Consider the following 18,355-nt stretch of genomic DNA (forward strand, 5'->3'; position numbering starts at 1 on the left):
TGCTGCCGATGGGAATTTATTGCTTCGGCGACTTCGAACTCAATGAGGAGTCCCGCGCCCTTCACCTCGCCGGAAGCGAGATCGAGGTGCAGCCCCTGGTCTTCGATTTCTTCGCCGTCCTGCTGCGCCATCAGGAGCGCGCCTTGAGCAAGGACGAATTGCTTGAGAGGCTGTGGCCCGACGTGACGGTGACCGAGGCTTCGCTGCAGCGCGTCGCGAGCCTTGCCCGCGGCATCCTTCGCCAGGGCGGCATGGAGACGGCGCTGCGCAACCTGCCCCGCTTCGGCTACCGGATTTGCCTCGATCAGCCGGCCGCCTTGCAAACCAGGCCGGCGCCGGCTGATGGGGGCGGCAGGCCCTCGATCCCCGGCCTGCCAATTCTGTCGGCGCGGGCTGCCGTTGCAGCGAGGAAATGGCATGACGCCGCGGCCTCTTTCACGCAGGCGGATGCCGCCGACGAGCTGCTGACGGCCGATCTCGAGGAATGGGCGCTGGCGCTGGAATGCATGGGCCGGCCGGCCGAAGCCATTCCGCTTCTGGCGCGCGCGGTGACGGCTTACGGCGTGGCCGGCGAGCGACTGCGCGCGGCTTCCCCCGCAATCACCCTCGCCAGGATCCATGTCGAGAGAGGCGAGCTTGCCGTTGCCAAGGGCTGGCACAAGCGCGCCGCGCAGTTGATCGATACCGCTTCCGACAGCAGGGAGCACGGTCTCTGGTGCTGGATGGGGGCGCGCATCATGGGCGCGGAAGCCGAGCCGGAACAGGCGCTTGCGCTGGCTGAGCAAGCCTTCGCGGTCGGCAGGCACCTCGACGATCCGGTGGTGGAGTCGCTCGGCCTTATCTATCGCGGCTTCTTCAAGCTGTGTCTCGGTGAAACCAAAGCCGGGCAGGAGGATCAGGACCTTGCCGCCGCGCTCGGCCTGTCCAGCGATGTCGACCCGGTCGTCGGCGGGATCCTCTACTGCAACATCCTGTGGGCTTGCCGGAATTTCGGCGACTGGTCGCGCGCCAACCAATGGACGCTCGGCTACGAAGATTGGTGCAGGGGACACGGGCTGGAAGACCTTTCGGGCTCGTGCCGGCTGCATCGCGCCGAAGTGCTCGGCGTTCATGGCACGCTGAAGGAGGCGGAAGCGCTTGTGCGCGCGGCACTCGACCAGCTCGCACTCGACGCGCCCTGGGCGACCGGCGACGCCTTGCGCGTGCTGGGCGACATTCACCTGGCGGCCGGAGAATTCACGGAAGCCGAAACGGCCTACCGCGCATCGCACGCAGCAGGCTGGGATCCGCAGCCCGGACTTGCGCTGCTGCAACTCGAGCAAGGACAGGCGGAGGCCGCTTTCAGCGCTCTCGAACGTTCCCTGGTGGGCAATGGCTGGCCGACCCTGCAGCGGCGAGGCATGGTGCTTGCCACGCTCGCCAAGGTGGCGGCGCGGACCAATCGGCGCGAGCGTGCGAAAGAGGTGATCGCCGAATTGGAGACCCAGCCGCAGCGCTGGCCGATGGCCTCCATCCAGGCGCTGACCGCGGAAGCCAAGGCGGAGCTTTTCATGCAGGAAGAGCGCCTCGCCGAGGCTGCGCGGGAGCTGCAGATCGCATGCTCGCGCTGGAACGAGATCGGCTCGCCGATCAACGTCGCCGACGCCAGGCTGTCGCTCGCGGCGCTGCTCATCAGGATCGGCGATCGTTCCGGCGCTGAGCTGGAGCTCGGCACCGCGCTGGCGGTTGCGAAGAAAGTCGACTCTTCACGGCTCATGCGGCGCTGCGACGAGCTGAAGGGCCTGATCGCCGGGACGCAGGCGGTAGCGGCGGGCAGCGTCTAGCTCTCACTTGAGGTCTGCTCGGCGCAGTGGCATGAGAGGGAAATCTCTCTCAAAGGTCCGGCATGAGCAGCGCAAAGCAAGTCATCGTCATCGGCGCCGGCATCATCGGCGCCTCGATCGCCTGGCATCTTATGAAAGCCGGCGCGCGGGTGACGGTGGTTTCGGAAAGCGGCGCCGGCGGTGTCGCCACGCCGAATTCCTTTGCCTGGATCAATGCAAGCTGGGGCAATCCGGAAACCTATTTCCGGCTGCGCATCCGCGCCATGGCCGAATGGAAACGGCTGGCGAAGGACGTGCCGGGCCTGCCGGTCGCCTGGTGCGGCGGCCTGTGCTTCGACCTGCCCGCGGACAGGCTCGAGGCCTATGCGGCCGAGCATTCGTCCTGGGGCTATGGCATCGAACGGGTCGGGCGCGGACAGGCGGCGCGCATCGAGCCCAATTTGGCGGAGCTTCCCGAGTTTGCGCTTTATGTCGCGCAGGAAGGCGTGGCCGAGCCTGTGGCGACCACGAAGGCGCTGCTGGCCGATGCCGAACGGCGCGGGGCACGGATCGTCACGGGAACCGTCGACAGGCTGGCGCTGGTCAACGGCAAGGTCACGGGCGTCGTCGCTTCGAGTGAGATCATCGCCGCCGACGAAGTGGTGATCGCAGCGGGCGCCGGCGCTCCGGCGATCACCGCGACGGCAGGCATCAAGCTGCCGATCGAGACCCCGCCCGGCCTGATCGTGCATTCGCGACCGCACCCAAAGCTGCTCAACGGGCTGGTGCTGGCCGACAGACTGCATATGCGCCAAACCGCCGACGGCCGTATCATCGCCGGCTCGGATTTCGGCGGCGGCGATCCGGGCGAGAATCCGGAGGCCGCCGCGCACGCGCTGTTCGCCGCGACGAAAGCGATGCTGCGCGACGCCAGCGGGCTGGAATTCGACTTCCACACGATCGGCCACCGTCCGACGCCGGTCGACGGTTTCCCGATCGTCAGCCGCGCGAAAGGCGTCGGCGGCCTCTACGTCGCCGTCACCCATTCCGGCATCACCCTGGCGCCGGCGATAGGCCTGTTTGCGGCCGGCGAAATCCTCGACGACAAGCGCGATGCGTTGCTTGAATCCTACGCGCTGTCGCGTTTCGCTCAGTAGCCGGGAGGCCGGCGAAACCCTCCGGTGAGCCGCGCAATCGCGGCTGCAATGCCGAGCAGCCGCGCTTCCGACCATTTCCTGCCGACCAATTGAAGGCCGATCGGCAAGCCGTCGCGGTCCTGCCCACAAGGGAACGCGAGCGCCGGATGGCTGGAATAGTTGAACACCGCGCCATAGGCCGGCAGCATCCAGTAGCTCTCCTCCTTGCCGTCGACCTTGAGCGGCCTGCCCGGCTTGCAGTGCTGGAAGGCCGTGGTCATGGCGACCGGGCAGAGCAAGGCATCGCAGCTGTCAAAGAACCGCTCCCAGGCAAGGATCGACCGGTCGCGGCGGGCAAGCGCGGCGAACCAGCGCGACACCGGCGTCGGCTGCTCCGGCGGTTCCGGCTGCGCGGCTTCCAACATCATGCCGATCAATGCACCGCCTTCGGACAAATCGTCGTGCAGGTCGAGCTTCGGCAATTTCGCGTTCTCCACAACCGCGCCCGCCGAGGCCAGCTTCGCGGCCAGGCTTTCGACGGCGACACGGATTTCGGTGGCAACCGGGAAGCCCGGGAAAGATTCGGCCACGGCGATGCGCAACGACTTGAGTTCGAGTTTCGGCATCGGCTCAACCGGCACGGGCGCCAGGTCGGTGTCCGCGCGGTCCGGTCCGGCAATGATCCGATAGATCAGCGCCAGATCCTCGGTGTTGCGAGCAAGCGGGCCAACACATGACATCAGCCGCACGCTGCGCGGCATGCCGCCGGGATCGGGAAAGGCGCCGGCCAGCGACACGCGATGTTCAGTCGGCTTCAGGCCATAGACGCCGCAGAAAGCAGCGGGCAAGCGTATGGAATCCTGCATGTCAGTGCCGACTTCGAACGGCGTCATGCCTGTCGCGACTGCCGCGGCCGCGCCACCGCTTGAGCCGCCCGCCGTGCGCGACGGATCCCACGGATTGCGAGTGCGCCCGAACAGCGGATTGTCGGACTGCCAGTCGCCCAGCATAGTGGGGACATTGGACTTGCCGACCAGTATGGCGCCGGCTGCTTTAAGCCTTTCAACCACAGGGCTGTCCTGATTGGCCGCGTAGTCGGCGAAGGGTGGAAAGCCGACGGTGGTCCTGATGCCCGCCGTCTCGTGCGCATCCTTCAGCGTGAACGGCACCCCATGCAGCGGACCGAGCGTGTCGCCGCGCGCCGTTGCCGCATCGGCCAGCAGGGCACGTGCCCGCGCCTGTTCGCGATCGAAGATGACGACAGCGTTGACCGCCCCGTTGTGCCGGTCGATCTGGGCAAGCTGCGCATCGAGCGCCTCGATCGCAGAAATTTTTCGCTGGGCAATGGCTGCCGCGAGCTCGGCAGTCGAGGAAAACCCGATATCCATGTGCACACTCCGGCTGCTTGCCGCGCTTCGCCTTGAACATGGCGGATGAGGGCGCGGCTTCAAGCCGAATTCAGCATCCGAAGCTCGCGAGCGCTTGATCGAAATTGCGCCAAGTGCCGATTTCCCTCACCCTGCCAGAGCCAACTGGATGGCCGCCGGCGCGAAAGGCTTGATGCTGGTGCTGTCGCGGGTCATGGTGACGAAACTCGACTGTGGAATCTCGTGCCAGGTCCGGCCGTCGCGATCGAACGGCTCGGAAACGATGCAGCGACCTACTCCCTTGGCGAAGGCGCCGGTATAAAGCGTCGGAGCATGCTCGTCGGTGGCGTAGCGAACGGCGTGAAGCGCCCGACCGTCGCTGAACGCAGCCGTCAGCTTCAGCGACGATTCGATGCCGGCACCGCGCGCAGCCTCGAGGACGCGACTGGTGGCGCGCGACACCGCACCGTAGGGATCGTCCGAAAGCCCTTCGCCCATCATAAGCTGAAAGAACAGTTCGGAATCCGTGCTGCCTTCGATCTGGTCGAACAACGTATCGGAGAGGGAATTCTCGAGCGCGCGACGGATCTTCTCGAAGCCGCCGATCTGGCCGTTATGCATGAACGACCAGCGGCCCGAAACGAAGGGATGGCAGTTCGCGCGGCTGGTGGCGCCGCCTGTCGAGGCGCGCACATGGGCCAGGAACAGGCCGGATTTTATCTGGCGTCCAAGGCTCCTGAGATTGGTATCGGACCAGGCCGGCAGGACGTCGCGGTAAAGGCCGGGTTCCGGCCGGTCACCGTACCAGGCTACGCCGAAGCCGTCGGCATTGGTCGGCGATTTCGCCTCCTTCGCGCCATGGCTCTGAACGATCAGGGAATGGGAGGGTGCGGCGATGACGTCCTCCAGGAAGATCGCATCGCCGAGATAGGCTGCCCACCTGCACATTGTTTGATCCTCTGTCGATGCGTTTCCGGGCACGCGAATGGATTCGCGATCCGTCGAGCGCCACGGATGACAGGAGGAAGCCTGGGTGTCCTTACGCCGCGCTTACGTTTTGCTGATCTCTGCCTGAATCCGGCAGCCTGGATCTTGCTTCAGCCGACCAGCGCCAGCGGGGCCGCCGCCGGCGCGAACGGACGGATGCCGGTGCCGCCCCTCGTCATGGTGACGAAGCTCGATGGCGGGATCGCCTGCCACTCGCCGCCGTTGCGGTCGAAGGGCTCGGAGACGATGCAATGGCCCTCGCGCTTCGCGAAGGCGCCGGTATAAAGCGTCGGCGCATGGCCGTCGGTGGCATAGCGGACGGCGTACAGCGCCTCGCCATCCGAAAAGGCCGCCGTCAGTTTCAAAGAGGGCTCGATGCCGGCCCGGCGGGAGGCTTCGATGACGCGACCGGTTGCCCGCGACACCGCGCCCTGCGGGTCGGTCGCCAGTCCCTGGTCGATCATCAAGAGGAAGAAGAGCTCGGAATCGGTGGTGCCCTCGCGCTGATCGAAGACCGCGTCGGAGAGCGTGTTCTCCAGCGCGCGACGGATCCTTTCGAAGCCGCCGATCTGGCCGTTATGCATGAACGACCAGCGGCCGGAGACGAAGGGGTGGCAGTTCATGCGGCTGGTGGCGCCGCCGGTCGAAGCGCGCACATGGGCGAGGAATAGGCCCGACTTGATCTGCCGGCAGAGGCTCTTCAGATTGGGATCGGACCATGCCGGCAGGATGTCGCGGTAGAGTCCAGGCTCGGGCCGGTCGCCATACCAGGCCAGACCAAAGCCGTCGCCATTGGTCGGCGACTTGGCTTCCTGGGCGCAGTGGCTCTGGGCGATCAGCGAATGGCAGGGCGCGGTGATGATGTCTTCGAGGAAGACCGCTTCACCAAGATAGGCCGCCCACCGGCACATCGCATTCCACCATCTATCAGGCGCGGTCCAGGAGAGCCTTTGGCTCCTTCACCGCGTGCGAGCCTCTGTTGTGCGTGCGCTCATAGAGCTCGCGAACGATTCGGCTGGCCGTAGTCTCGAACAGAAATGGCAAGAAAGCGTGAACGAGCGCGGCGCCCGCCGCCATCGACAGGCGCGAGCAGAACCAGGCGGCGAAAGCCATATGGCCGAAATAGGTCTCGCCGACCTTCTCCGGGTGAGCCGTGAACAGTGCCGTAAACCGTGTCGTCATGGTGATCCCTCCTGCCGGGATGAGTCCCGATAATGAGTATCGTGCCATACGGCTTTGGTTCATTGGTCCCAAATGGTCCTTGCTTTTCGATGTTTTGTGGGACATTCATCCCAACATGGCGACGGAAATCGATGAGATTGATCGAAGATTGCTGGCTGAGCTGCAACGCGACGGCACGCTGTCGGTCGACCAGCTGTCGGAGCGGGTGGCGCTTTCGCGCAATGCCTGTTGGCGGCGTGTCAAGCGGCTGGAGGAAGATGGCGTCATCACCGGCCGCGTCGCGCTGGTCGATGCCGACAAGCTAGGGCTGGGCCTTTCCGTCTTCATCCTGGTCCGCACCTCCAACCATGATCCGGACTGGCTGCAGAAATTCCGCGCGGCGGTGACCGGCTTTGCCGAGATAACCGGCGTCTACCGGATGTCGGGCGACCTCGACTATGTGCTGAGGGCCCGCGTCGCCGACGTGAAGGCCTATGACCGCCTCTACCAGCGGCTGATCGCCAAAGTGGCGCTGTCGGACGTCTCGGCCTCCTTCGTCATGGAGGAGATCAAGGAGACGACCGTGGTGCCGGTGGAACTGCGCTAGGTAGGCCGAGGCCTCCGCGACTTCGTCATCCACGGGCGGAGCGGGAGCGAAGCGGACGCGGAGACCCGAGGATCCATTCCGTTACCTCGATCAGAGACTGCGGCGGAGCAGAATTCTGCACCGTTGCGACGCTTTGAGGTCACGGAATGGATCCTCGGGTCTGCGCCGCGTCGCTTCGCTCCTTGCTCCGCCCGTGGATGACGAAGTGACGAGTGTTTTCGCCAATCGCCAAAGTAGACCGCGAGGCCATAGTCACGCCAGAAAGAAAGCCGTTGATAGCGTCACGGCCGGGTTGACTGAATCGGCACCCGCGCCGATAGGAGTGGGCTCATGCGCACGGCTGTCCATTCTTCCTCCGTCATCGGCCCCACCGTCGGTTTCGTCAGGCTTCCGCATGGCGAAGACCTGCCTCTACCGGCCTATGAGAGCGCAGGCGCCGCCGGCATGGATTTGCGCGCCGCGGTGCCGGAGGACCGGCCGCTGCTCATCCTGCCAGGAAAACGCGCGCTGGTGCCGACCGGGCTCGTCCTGGAAATCCCGGAAGGCATGGAGGGCCAGGTGCGGCCACGCTCGGGCCTCGCCTTCAAGCATGGGCTCACCGTCCTCAATACGCCCGGCACCGTCGACAGCGACTATCGCGGCGAGGTGAAGGTGCTGCTGGTCAATCTCGGCGACGAGGATTTCTCGGTGACGCGCGGCATGCGCATTGCCCAGATCGTTTTCGCGGCCGTGACCCAGGTTGCGGTCGAGGAAAGAGCATTGGCCGGCGGCACGGCGCGCGGCGCAGGCGGCTTCGGGTCGACCGGCACCGCTTGAATGGCCGTCCCCAAGCTCGTTATTTTCGACTGCGACGGTGTCCTGGTCGACACTGAGAACCTCGCCAACAGGCGCCTCGCCGAATGGCTGACCGTCGCCGGGTTTACGACCACCTTCGAATATTGCCGCAAGAACTTCTCCGGCCGCAGCATGGCCTCGGTGCAGAAGGAGATCGAAGAGACGACCGAGGTGCGGCTCGGCGCCGACTTCGTCGAGCGCTGGAATGCCGGCCTGCCGGACCTTTTTTCAAACGGGGTCGAAGCGATCCCTTATGTGCGCGACTTCATCGATAAGGTGCGGGCCGCGGGCATCGCCTATTGCGTCGCCTCTTCGGCGCGGGTCGCGAAGATGCACATCACGCTGGGCCAGACCGGGCTGTTACCGCTGTTCGAGCATGCGATGTTCTCGTCCACCATGGTCAGCCGAGGCAAGCCGTTCCCGGATCTCTTTCTGCATGCGGCAATGACGATGGGCTTCCCGCCGGCCGACTGCATCGTCATCGAGGACAGCGTCGCCGGTACCCAAGCCGGCATTGCCGCCGGCATGCGGGTGTTCTCCTATTACGCCGACCCGCTCTCCGATCGCGACGGCCTGGCGGCGGCCGGCGGCATATTGTTCGACGATATGCGCGACCTTGCCGGGCTCGTGCCGATCCGCTGATCGCACCCGGCTGCGCATCGCAACCGGCCGTGCTAGAGCCGGATGATTTCAGGTCAAATCCACCTGAATCTGTATCTGGCTCTAAATCAAAGAAATAGAGCATGATGTCGTCCGAAAACCGCTTCACACTTTTCGGCGTCGTGCTCTAGCGTGAGCGCATCGGAGGGGCGCGGTGCCATGATTTCCACTCTATGCCGCTTCATGCTTGCATGCCTGCTGCTGCCATGCCTGTGGACAGCTGCGCTGGCGCAGGCCGTCAGCTTTCCGGAGTTGAACAGCGCCGTTCCAGGGCATCAGGATGTCACCTATTTCGACCTCGCCAAAATGATCGTGCCTGATCTCAAGCCCGGCGACGACGGCTTCTACACAGGCGGCGCGCCGATCGAGATGCGCGACATCCTCGGCGGCGACGACGGCGGATCGCCGCCCGAGGCCGTCAACCTGCCGAATGCGGCGGCGCTGGCCATCAAGGCCGGCGGCAAGGACCGGCTGGCGATGCTTCTCGACCTCGGCCAGGCGCAGGACAGCGCCGAAGGGTTTGCCGCGCTGGCGCTCTACGATCTCACCGGCAAGCCGAAGCTGCTCGACGCCGTCAATGTCGGAACCGACCGGAGCACCTATTTTCGCGATCCAGGAAAACTCCCGATCAGTGCGGGCGACGACGCGCTCATCACCATGAGCACACATTTCAATTCGAACCAGGGCTATGTCGGCACGATCCTGATCCTCGTCCGCGACGACCGCTTCGAGCCTATCGACCAGATCAACACGTTCGACGAGAATGTCTGCGCCTACAAGCGCACGCAGGACCTGTCCTTCCGGACGCTCGGCGGCGACAAACCCTACGCCGCGATCAAAGTGACGGTGACCGATGCCACCAAGCCGAGCGGCGAGAGTTGCGAGGAGCCGGCGCCCAAGGCGGTCTCGCACGACATTTCCGTCACCTATCGCTGGAATAAAGCCAGATCGCGTTACGCAAGCAATTCCGACGCTTTCGAGAAATTGTCAGCAGAAAACGCCAAACGTTTCTGAGCCGGAAGCATTCGTTTGCCCGGTTCAAGCGGCCACTATAAATTCGCCGCACGACCCAACTCATGATTGAGGACCTGCCATGGACGACAAGGGCAAGATTTTTCGCGATCTGCACGCCTCCACCTTCGTCATGCCCAATCCCTGGGACATAGGCACGACAAAGCTTCTTTCTTCGTTCGGCTTCAAGGCGCTGGCGACGACCAGCGCCGGCTTCGCCTTCTCGCGCGGCCTGCCGGACGGCGCCGTGACCTTCGAGGCCATGATCCATCATTGCCGCGAGGTGACGGCCGCGACGGACTTGCCGGTTTCGGCCGATCTGGAGCGCGGCAAGGGCGATAGCCCAGAACAGGCGGCCGAAACCATCTTCGCGGCCGAAGCCGCCGGTCTCGCCGGCTGCTCGATCGAGGACCACACCGGCGACCCTGGCAATCCGATCTACGATTTCTCGCTGGCGACCGAGCGCGTCGCTGCCGCCGTCGAGGCGGCCCGGGCGCTCAAGCACGATTTCGTCTTCACCGCGCGGGCCGAGAATTTCCTGTGGGGCAAGACCGACCTCGACGACACCATCAAGCGGCTTCAGGCTTTCGAGAAAGCCGGCGCGGACGTGCTCTACGCGCCGGGCATCGGCGACGTCGAAATGGTGCGCACGATCTGCTCGTCGGTAAGCCGGCCGGTCAATGTGATGGCCCGACCCGGCTTCACCATCGCCGACCTTGCCATGGCCGGAGCCAAGCGCATCTCTCTCGGGCCGTGGCTGACCAATTTCGCCTATGGCATGCTGGAGACGGCGGCGCGCGAAATCCAGCAGGACGGCACCTTCGGCTTCGCCCGGGCGGCGATGCCGTTCGGCAAGCTGCAGGCGCTGTTCCGCGGCACCGATTAAAGCAGTTCCCGCGCCGAAACCGCCTTGTGCAGGTGCACCATCATGGCGGCGGCGAAAAGCGGCGTCAGAAGGTTGAGCAGCGGCACGGCAAGAAACATGGCGATGACCAGTCCGGCCAGGAACACCGTGCCGGCATGTTTGCGGCGCAACGCCTTGGCCTCGGACTCGGGACGAAACCGCATGGCGGCGAATTCGAAGAATTCGCGGCCCAGCAGATAGCCGTTGACGATGAAGAACGCGGCAATGTTGATGCCCGGCACCAGCAACAGCAGCAGCGCGACGATGTTGCCGAGGACGACCACGCCGAAGAATTTGACGGCCAGCGCAAGCGAATGCAGCGCAGGCACGGCGCGGCCGGGCGGATCGTTGGGGTAGTCGGTACGTTCGACCACTTCGGCGACGTCGTCGAGGAACAGGCCGGCGACGATTGCGGTCACCGGCGCGATGAGCAAGGCTAACCCCACAGCCAGAACGATGCCGGCAATGATGCCGCCCAGCCACCCGGCCCAGGACGGCAGGCCTGGAAGCAGCGTTTGCAGCCATGGCCAGGCCAGCCATTCGAGCAGGCTCTCCAAACCGACCCAGAGCGCCAGCAGAGCGAGCAGCGTTAGCCCCAGCGTCTTTAGAAAGACGGAGCGGAATTCGGGAGAGAACAACCGGCTGGCGGCGGCGCGGGCGGCGTCGAGGATCACAGCGTCTTCAACCCCTCATCGAAAAAGACGCTTCGCAGATAAGCAGGCTGGATGCCAGGCGCAACTATTGCGCAAGCCTGGCCCGCCTGGCCGGAATGGTCATCGCCGCGACGCCGGCGACGACGAAGGCCATGCCGAGCCAGGCCGCCGGTCCGAGGCTTTCGCCGAGGAAGACGGCGCCGATGCCGACGCCGATCGGCACGCGCAGATAGGCCTGCGAGGTGGTGCCGACCGAGCCCAGCGTGTGGATGAGGCGAAAATAGATGACGAAGGCCAGCGCCGTCGAGAAGACCGACAGGCCGAGCAGGGCCAGGATCGATGCGCCCGACGGCGCAAGCGTCCATGGCCGGTCGACGACCAGGCTCAGCGGCACAAGGATGGCGGCGCCGCAAAGCATCGAACCCGCGGCGGGTATCATCGGATCGAGGCCCTTGAAGCCGCGGCCAAAGATCGCCGCGCCGGCATAGGAGACCGTCGCGATGACGATCGCAAGCTGCGCCCACAATTGATGGCCAAGCCCGCCAAGCGCCTGCGTGCCGATGATGAGACAGATGCCGACGATGCCGGCGCCGACGCCGAGCAGCTTGCGCGCCGTTACGGGCTCATGGCGCGTGATCAATGCCGTCAGCAGGAAGGTGAAGATCGGCGACGTCGAATTGAGGATGGTGGCGAGGCCGGCATCGACCGAGCGCTCGGCGGCTGCGATCAGCGTGAACGGCACGACGCTGTTGAGACAGGCCTGGAAGGCGAACCGGCGCCATACTGCCGCATCGGCCGGCATGGCAAGGCCGCGCCAGCAGATGATGGTGAAGAGAATGCCCCCGGCGATCAAGGTCCGGGCGGCGATGAAGGTCACAGGCGGGATCGTCTCGACGCCGATCTTGATGAAGGTGTAGGAAGCGCCCCACAGCACCGCCAGGACGCCGAGCAGCGCCAGTTCGGTGGACATTTCGCTCTTCTCGGACATTTCTGCGCCTTCTGCTGCGGGAACGATCCGCTTTGTTGTTACGCAATTGCTGACGGAATACCGCCACTCACTTTTCCTGGAATTGCTTCTAGCCCATGGCGGCGCGGAAATGTTTCGATCGCCGTGAAACCTTAGCGGTGAAGGCCGCGGTCGATATGGGCCAGTTCGACACGAACGCTGCCGCAGCCGGCGCTTCGCAAACAATGGCGATTTTCGGGGTAGGCAAAGCAATGCCAAGTCGCTAGACCCGCGCCCGGCCGGCATGCCAGATAGCCGGGCAGCCCTTGGCGGAGATTTTGATGCCGGAATATGACGTGCTTTGCATCGGCAATGCCATTGTCGACATCATCGCGCAGTGCGACGAAGCTTTTCTCGAGACCAACGGCATCATCAAGGGCGCGATGAACCTCATCGACGCCAAGCGCGCCGAACTGCTCTACAGCCGCATGGGTCCGGCGATCGAGGCTTCCGGCGGCAGCGCCGGCAACACCGCGGCCGGCGTCGCCAGCCTCGGCGGACGGGCCGCCTTCTTCGGCAAGGTGTCGAACGACGCGCTGGGCGAGATCTACACCCATGACATCCACGCCCAGGGCGTGGCCTTCGATACCGTACCGCTCAACGGCGAGCCGCCGACGGCGCGCTCGATGATCTTCGTCACGCCCGACGGCGAGCGTTCGATGAACACCTATCTCGGCGCCTGCGTCGAGCTTGGCCCCGAGGATGTCGAGGCCGACAAGGCCGCCGGCGCCAAGGTGACTTATTTCGAAGGCTATCTGTGGGATCCGCCGCGCGCCAAGGAGGCCATCCGGCAGACGGCGAAGCTGGCGCATGCGGCGGGCCGAGAAGTGTCGATGACGCTGTCGGATTCCTTCTGCGTCGACCGCTACCGCGACGAGTTTCTCGAGCTGATGCGTTCGGGCATCGTCGACATCGTCTTTGCCAACAGCCACGAGATCAAGTCGCTCTACCAGACCGCCTCCTTCGAGGAGGCGCTCGCCGCCATCCGCAAGGATTGCAGAATAGCCGCCGTCACTCGTTCTGAAAAAGGTTCGGTCATCGTGCGCGGCGACGAGACCGTCATCATCCAGGCGACGAAGATCAAGGAACTGGTCGACACGACCGGAGCCGGCGATCTCTACGCTGCCGGCTTCCTTTACGGTTACACGACCGGCCGCAGCCTCAAGGACTGCGGCGATCTCGGCTCGCTGTCGGCCGGGCTGGTGATCCAGCAGATCGGCCCGCGCCCGCGCCAGAATCTGCGTCGCGAGGCCGAGCAAGTGGGGCTTCTTTAGAGCTACCCAATAAGTACCGTTGCGTTACCGCCAACAGAGTCAAAACCGGCTTGTCTGTCGCGCCCCTGTCATAGAGCGCTCCTACACGCAAACTGAGGCGTACTGTGACTGACATTGCGGCACGCTAAACCAGGGGTGTGAAGATGCATGCCAGCAACCTGCCGGGCCGCGGCGTTCGTTGCCGCCGCAGTTTTTGCTTTCCGCAATAAGAATTTCAGCATCGGCCGGCGCCTGGGAGGAGCGCGGACCGCAAGACAGATTCATGACCAGATTCCAGAACTCGTCCGACGGGATTTCACAAGAGGCATTGGCAGGCCTGGTCGCCGAGGCGGTGCAGCAGGCGCTGACGCAGCAGGGCGTCCTGCTTGACACCGAGGCGCTGACTTCAGCCGGCAAGATTGCCGGCCATGTGGCCGCTGCCCTTCCCTTCCTGCCATCTGCGCAGCGCCTTGCAATCGATTCCTTCAAGGGCGATTGGACCGGCCTTGCCTCCGATTTTCTCCGCGAAATTGCGGAAAAGATAGCGAGCGGGGATTCGACCCTCCCCGACCGCAGCTTCGAGCCCCCGCCAAAACCGGAAGCAGGAAGGCCGATTGCACCGCATATCGCCGAGCGCGCCGCGGATCTCCAGTCGATGCTGATCGAGGATTGGGCCGGCGAAGTCGCCGGCTCCACCTATCTCGAGGACAAGCTCCATATCCCGCGGTCGACGCTGCATCGCTGGCAAAGGCGCGGCGAGGTCGTTGCGCTGCGCAAGGGCGGCCGCAAACATGTCTTCCCATTGGCCCAGTTCGTCGACGGCAGGCCGGTTCCGGGGATCAGCGGCGTGCTTTCGACGATCGCCAATCCGAGGCTTGCCTGGTTTTGGCTAACCCGACCCTCGCCCGAGCTCGACGGCCGCATCCCCATCGAGATGTTACGGGAAGACATGGTCGAGGACGTCATCCGCGCCGCCCGCACTCTATCCTGACTCCCGTTTCGCGGAGTCGTTTTTTCTATGTTTCTCGGCGTTCTTAGAAATTTATCCGGAAAATCATCCGTCATAAAACTGTAACAATCGGCACATTTGGCACATTTTCCAGGTTATCTTACGTTCCGATTGTACTTATTGTTCAGAATGTCCCATTTTTGCATTTATGTGACGTGATATTTGCGCAACAAGACTTCCACAAGAGTTCAAAAGGCCGCCTTTCCGACACAATCCCTGTTGTGTGAGGCCAACGATTAGGCCATGTCCGAGGCGAAGAAGCGGCGCCGGTGCGCGCGCTTTTTCAACGATGGGGACGGGGGTGGCAAAGCCGAACGGCACGTCAGGCCTGTCTTGAACCTTTGACTGGAGATTCAAGAAAATGAACATCAAGAGCCTTCTACTCGGCTCCGCTGCGGCTCTGATCGCAGTTTCGGGCGCCCGCGCCGCCGACGCGGTCACCGTCGCCGAGCCGGAACCGGCCGAATACGTGAAGATCTGCGACGTCTATGGCGCCGGCTATTTCTACATCCCCGGCACCGAGACCTGCCTGCGCGTCGGCGGCTACATCCGCTATGACGCCGGCTTCGGCGACGTCGGCACTTTCGACGGCCGCAAGACCACCGACGTTCAGGACGGCGACTCGCAGAACAGCTGGAACAAGAACGCCCGTTTTAACCTGAAGACTTGGACCGGCCAGGAGACCGAGCTCGGCACGTTGAAGACCTATACCGAGACGCGTTTCAACTTCAAGAATGGTGGCCCGACGAGCACGCCAACGCTGAACTTCGCTTGGATCCAGCTCGGCGGGCTGCGCGTCGGCAAGGACGAGACGCCTTATGACTCGTTCATCGGCTATGCCGGCAACGTCATCCAGGACACGACCATCCCGTACGGCATAAAGGACACCAATGTCGTCAGCTACTACTTCGATGCTGGCAGCGGCTTCTCGGGCGTGATCTCCCTTGAAGAAGGATCGGACGTTACAGGTCTTGTTACCGGCACTGGTACGGGCGTTATCGCAGGCACGATCGACAGCTACGTTCCGCATGTCGTCGGCGGTCTGAAGTATAAGGGCGACTGGGGTGCGATCACCGGCGTCGTTGCCTATGACAGCAACTACGAAGAAGTGGCCGGCAAGGTTCGCCTGGATGTCAATGTCACCAAGGAACTGACGCTGTTCATCATGGGCGGCTACGGTACGGACGATAACTTCCGCGACGCGGGTAACGCCATCAACACCCATGGCCGCGGCTTCTACAAGCCGTGGGGCGGCAACTGGGCTGTCTGGGGTGGCGGCACCTACAAGTTCGACGCCAAGACTTCGTTCAACCTCCAGGCTTCGGCTGACGACGACAAGAACTACGCCGTGGCTGCGAACATCGCCTACAGCATCGTTCCGGGCTTCACGATCACAGGCGAAGTTGATTGGGACCATTTTGGCAGGTTTGACGATGGGATCGGTGACACCAATGTCGTCGACTGGACCAAGGCCGACAAGAAGAACAGCGTCGGCGGCATCGTTCGCTTCCAGCGCAATTTCTGATCGGACTGGCGATCTCAGGGAAGGCTCGCGGCATCGCCGCGGGCCTTTTCCAATTCCAAACGTTGGCGATGTGGGCAAACGCCTCGTCAGCAAACGCCTTCGTCAGTTGCCCGCCGTATAAGCTGCAATTGCCGCCATATTGACGATGTCGCTGTCTTTGGCATTCAGCGACACAATCTGCACCGGCTTGTTGAGGCCGACCAGCAGCGGGCCGATGACGGTCGAGCCGCCGAGCTCCTGCAGCATCTTGGTCGAGATCGAGGCCGAGTGGAATGCCGGCATCACCAGCACATTGGCCGGTCCCGTCAGGCGAATGAAAGGATACTGCGCCATGGCGCGCGGGTTTAGCGCCACGTCGGCGGCCATCTCACCGTCATACTCGAAATCGACGCGGCGCTTGTCGAGGATGCGCACCGCTTCCTGCACGCGCTCGGAACGCTCGCCCTGCGGATGGCCGAAGGTGGAATAGGCGAGCATGGCGAGCCTTGGCTCGTAGCCCATGCGGCGGGCAAAACCGGCCGCCTCCTCGGCGATGTCCGCGATCTGCTCGGCGTTCGGCATGTCGTGCACGGCGGTGTCGGCGACCAACACGGTGCGGCCGCGCGCCAGCACGATCGAGACGCCGATGACGCGGTGGCCCGGCTTGGCGTCAATGATGCGGCGCACGTCGTCGAGCGCGGTGGAATAGTTGCGGGTCACACCCGTGACGATGCCGTCGGCGTCGCCCAGCGCCACCATGCAGGCGGCGAAATGGTTGCGGTCGTTGTTGATCAGCCGCTGGCAGTCGCGGAACAGGAAACCCTTCCGCTGCATGCGCTCGTAGAGATAGTCGGTGTAGATGCCGTTGCGGCGCGACAGCCTGGCGTTGATGATCTCGATGCCCGGCTTGTTGAGGTCGATGCCGGCATTGCGGGCATTGTCCTTGATGACGTCGTCGCGGCCGAGCAGGATCGCCGTGCCGAGCCTCTGGTTCACATAGGAGACGGCGGCGCGCATCACCTGCTCCTCCTCGCCCTCGGCAAAGACGATGCGCTTGGGCTGGCGGCGCACACGGTCGTAGATGCGCTGCAAGGTCGAGGCGATCGGGTCACGGCGCGCGGACAGTTCCTGCGCATAGCGGTCGAGATCGAGGATCGGCTTGCGGGCGACGCCGGATTCCATCGCCGCCTTGGCCACCGCCAGCGGGATCGCCGAGATCAGGCGCGGATCGAATGGCACCGGAATGATGTAGTTGGGGCCGAATTTCGGCCGGTTGCCCTGATAGGCGGCGGCGACGTCGTCCGGCACGTCCTGGCGCGCCAGCTCGGCAAGCCCCCTGGCGGCCGCGATCTTCATCTCGTCGTTGATGGTGGTGGCGCGCACATCCAGCGCGCCGCGGAAGATATAGGGGAAGCCCAGAACATTGTTGACCTGGTTTGGGTAGTCGGAGCGGCCGGTGGCCATGATGGCGTCGGTGCGGATCTCGGCCACTTCCTCCGGCGTGATCTCCGGATCGGGATTGGCCATGGCGAAGATGATCGGGTTCTTGGCCATCGACTGCACCATGGCGGTGGTGAGCGCGCCCTTGGCGGACAGGCCGAGGAAAACGTCTGCGCCGTCCAGCGCTTCGGCCAGGCTGCGCGCCTCGGTCTTGACCGCATGCGCCGACTTCCACTGGTTCATGCCTTCGGTGCGGCCCTGGAAGACCACGCCCTTGGTGTCGCATAGGATGATATTTTCGGGCGAAAAACCCATCGCCTTCATCAATTCGATGCAGGCGATGCCGGCGGCGCCGGCGCCGTTGCAGACCATTTTTGTGGTCTTCATGTCGCGGCCGGTGATCTCCAGCGCGTTGATCAGCCCGGCGGCCGAGATGATTGCCGTGCCATGCTGATCGTCATGGAAGACGGGAATGTCCATCAGCTCGCGCAGCCGCTGCTCGATGATGAAGCACTCGGGCGCCTTGATATCCTCGAGATTGATGCCGCCGAAGGACGGCCCGAGGAAGCGCACGCAATTGATGAACTCGTCGGCGTCCTCAGTCGCCACTTCGAGGTCGATCGAATCGACATCGGCGAAGCGCTTGAACAGCACCGCCTTGCCTTCCATCACCGGCTTCGAGGCCAGCGCGCCGAGATTGCCGAGGCCGAGGATGGCGGTGCCGTTGGAGATGACGGCGACCATGTTGCCGCGCGTCGTATAGTCGAAGGCGCGGCTCGGATCCTCGGCGATGGCGCGCACGGGAACGGCGACGCCCGGCGAATAGGCGAGGCTCAGATCGCGTTGCGTCGCCATAGGCTTGGTGGCGACGATCTCCAGCTTGCCGGGTCGTCCCATGGCGTGGAACTCCAGCGCCTCCTCGGGACTGACGGAGGGGCCGCTGCTTTCCGTTTTCCTGGCCATGTTGCTGACGCTTCTCCCACCATTTCGCGCTCTTGCGGCGCATTGTTTTGAATTACCC

The 18,355-nt window shown here is 64.1% G+C and carries 17 protein-coding genes; 10 read left to right on the forward strand and 7 right to left on the reverse strand.

The annotated features are described in order from the left end of the window. Positions 1 to 8: 8 nt before the first annotated feature. A complete protein-coding gene (locus CK219_RS07440; RefSeq protein ID WP_095766085.1) occupies positions 9 to 1,823 on the forward strand; it encodes a winged helix-turn-helix domain-containing protein in 1,815 nt (604 codons plus the stop codon). A 62-nt stretch (positions 1,824 to 1,885) separates the two neighbouring features. Continuing rightward, the gene (locus CK219_RS07445) at positions 1,886 to 2,959 is read left to right on the forward strand and encodes an FAD-binding oxidoreductase (RefSeq protein WP_095766086.1); all 1,074 of its coding nucleotides are present in this window, start codon (positions 1,886 to 1,888) and stop codon (positions 2,957 to 2,959) included. Here the strand turns inward: CK219_RS07445 and CK219_RS07450 are convergent. From CK219_RS07450 to CK219_RS07465, 4 genes are all read right to left on the reverse strand, one after another. Then, on the reverse strand, positions 2,953 to 4,326 hold the full coding sequence (locus tag CK219_RS07450; protein WP_095766087.1) for an amidase: 1,374 nt from the start codon (positions 4,324 to 4,326) through the stop codon (positions 2,953 to 2,955). The genes CK219_RS07445 and CK219_RS07450 overlap by 7 nt on opposite strands. A gap of 126 nt (positions 4,327 to 4,452) precedes the next feature. Next, positions 4,453 to 5,253, reverse strand: a complete 801-nt coding sequence (locus CK219_RS07455) for a class II glutamine amidotransferase (RefSeq protein WP_095766088.1) — start codon at positions 5,251 to 5,253, stop codon at positions 4,453 to 4,455. A 149-nt stretch (positions 5,254 to 5,402) separates the two neighbouring features. Continuing rightward, positions 5,403 to 6,203: a class II glutamine amidotransferase gene (locus CK219_RS07460; RefSeq protein WP_095766089.1), complete on the reverse strand. Its 801-nt coding sequence runs from the start codon at positions 6,201 to 6,203 to the stop codon at positions 5,403 to 5,405. Positions 6,204 to 6,219: 16 nt separating this feature from the next. Continuing rightward, positions 6,220 to 6,474 (reverse strand): DUF6356 family protein, encoded by a 255-nt coding sequence (locus tag CK219_RS07465; RefSeq protein WP_040994452.1) that lies wholly within the window; start codon positions 6,472 to 6,474, stop codon positions 6,220 to 6,222. A 115-nt stretch (positions 6,475 to 6,589) separates the two neighbouring features. Between CK219_RS07465 and CK219_RS07470 the strand changes: the two genes are divergently transcribed. From CK219_RS07470 to CK219_RS07490, 5 genes are all read left to right on the forward strand, one after another. Further along, complete coding sequence (locus CK219_RS07470; protein ID WP_095766090.1) at positions 6,590 to 7,060, forward strand: Lrp/AsnC family transcriptional regulator; 471 nt, start codon at positions 6,590 to 6,592, stop codon at positions 7,058 to 7,060. Between the two features lie 330 nt (positions 7,061 to 7,390). Continuing rightward, entirely contained in the window at positions 7,391 to 7,876 is a 486-nt protein-coding gene (dut, locus tag CK219_RS07475; protein ID WP_095766091.1) for a dUTP diphosphatase, read from the forward strand. Continuing rightward, positions 7,877 to 8,536 (forward strand): HAD family phosphatase, encoded by a 660-nt coding sequence (locus CK219_RS07480; protein WP_095766092.1) that lies wholly within the window; start codon positions 7,877 to 7,879, stop codon positions 8,534 to 8,536. It abuts the gene before it with no gap. Positions 8,537 to 8,713: 177 nt separating this feature from the next. Next, positions 8,714 to 9,568, forward strand: a complete 855-nt coding sequence (locus tag CK219_RS07485; RefSeq protein WP_095766093.1) for a hypothetical protein — start codon at positions 8,714 to 8,716, stop codon at positions 9,566 to 9,568. Positions 9,569 to 9,647: 79 nt separating this feature from the next. Further along, complete coding sequence (locus CK219_RS07490) at positions 9,648 to 10,451, forward strand: oxaloacetate decarboxylase (protein WP_095766094.1); 804 nt, start codon at positions 9,648 to 9,650, stop codon at positions 10,449 to 10,451. Here the strand turns inward: CK219_RS07490 and CK219_RS07495 are convergent. Both CK219_RS07495 and CK219_RS07500 read right to left on the reverse strand, forming a co-directional pair. Beyond that, positions 10,448 to 11,143, reverse strand: coding sequence for a sulfate transporter family protein (locus CK219_RS07495; RefSeq protein ID WP_095766095.1), 696 nt, complete (start codon positions 11,141 to 11,143; stop codon positions 10,448 to 10,450). The two genes, CK219_RS07490 and CK219_RS07495, sit on opposite strands and share 4 nt — an antisense overlap. Before the next feature lie 64 nt (positions 11,144 to 11,207). Further along, positions 11,208 to 12,110 (reverse strand): EamA family transporter, encoded by a 903-nt coding sequence (locus CK219_RS07500; protein ID WP_095766096.1) that lies wholly within the window; start codon positions 12,108 to 12,110, stop codon positions 11,208 to 11,210. A 299-nt stretch (positions 12,111 to 12,409) separates the two neighbouring features. Between CK219_RS07500 and CK219_RS07505 the strand changes: the two genes are divergently transcribed. From CK219_RS07505 to CK219_RS07515, 3 genes are all read left to right on the forward strand, one after another. Continuing rightward, positions 12,410 to 13,402: an adenosine kinase gene (locus CK219_RS07505; RefSeq protein ID WP_095766097.1), complete on the forward strand. Its 993-nt coding sequence runs from the start codon at positions 12,410 to 12,412 to the stop codon at positions 13,400 to 13,402. A gap of 262 nt (positions 13,403 to 13,664) precedes the next feature. Beyond that, a complete protein-coding gene (locus CK219_RS07510; protein WP_095766098.1) occupies positions 13,665 to 14,372 on the forward strand; it encodes an antitoxin Xre/MbcA/ParS toxin-binding domain-containing protein in 708 nt (235 codons plus the stop codon). A 379-nt stretch (positions 14,373 to 14,751) separates the two neighbouring features. Continuing rightward, complete coding sequence (locus tag CK219_RS07515) at positions 14,752 to 15,915, forward strand: porin (protein ID WP_095766099.1); 1,164 nt, start codon at positions 14,752 to 14,754, stop codon at positions 15,913 to 15,915. Between the two features lie 102 nt (positions 15,916 to 16,017). On the opposite strand, the gene CK219_RS07520 is transcribed toward CK219_RS07515, so the two are convergent. Next, positions 16,018 to 18,297, reverse strand: coding sequence for an NADP-dependent malic enzyme (locus tag CK219_RS07520; protein ID WP_095766100.1), 2,280 nt, complete (start codon positions 18,295 to 18,297; stop codon positions 16,018 to 16,020). Positions 18,298 to 18,355 lie beyond the last annotated feature (58 nt).

The sequence above is a fragment of the Mesorhizobium sp. WSM4313 genome (assembly GCF_002294725.1).
Taxonomy (GTDB): domain Bacteria; phylum Pseudomonadota; class Alphaproteobacteria; order Rhizobiales; family Rhizobiaceae; genus Mesorhizobium.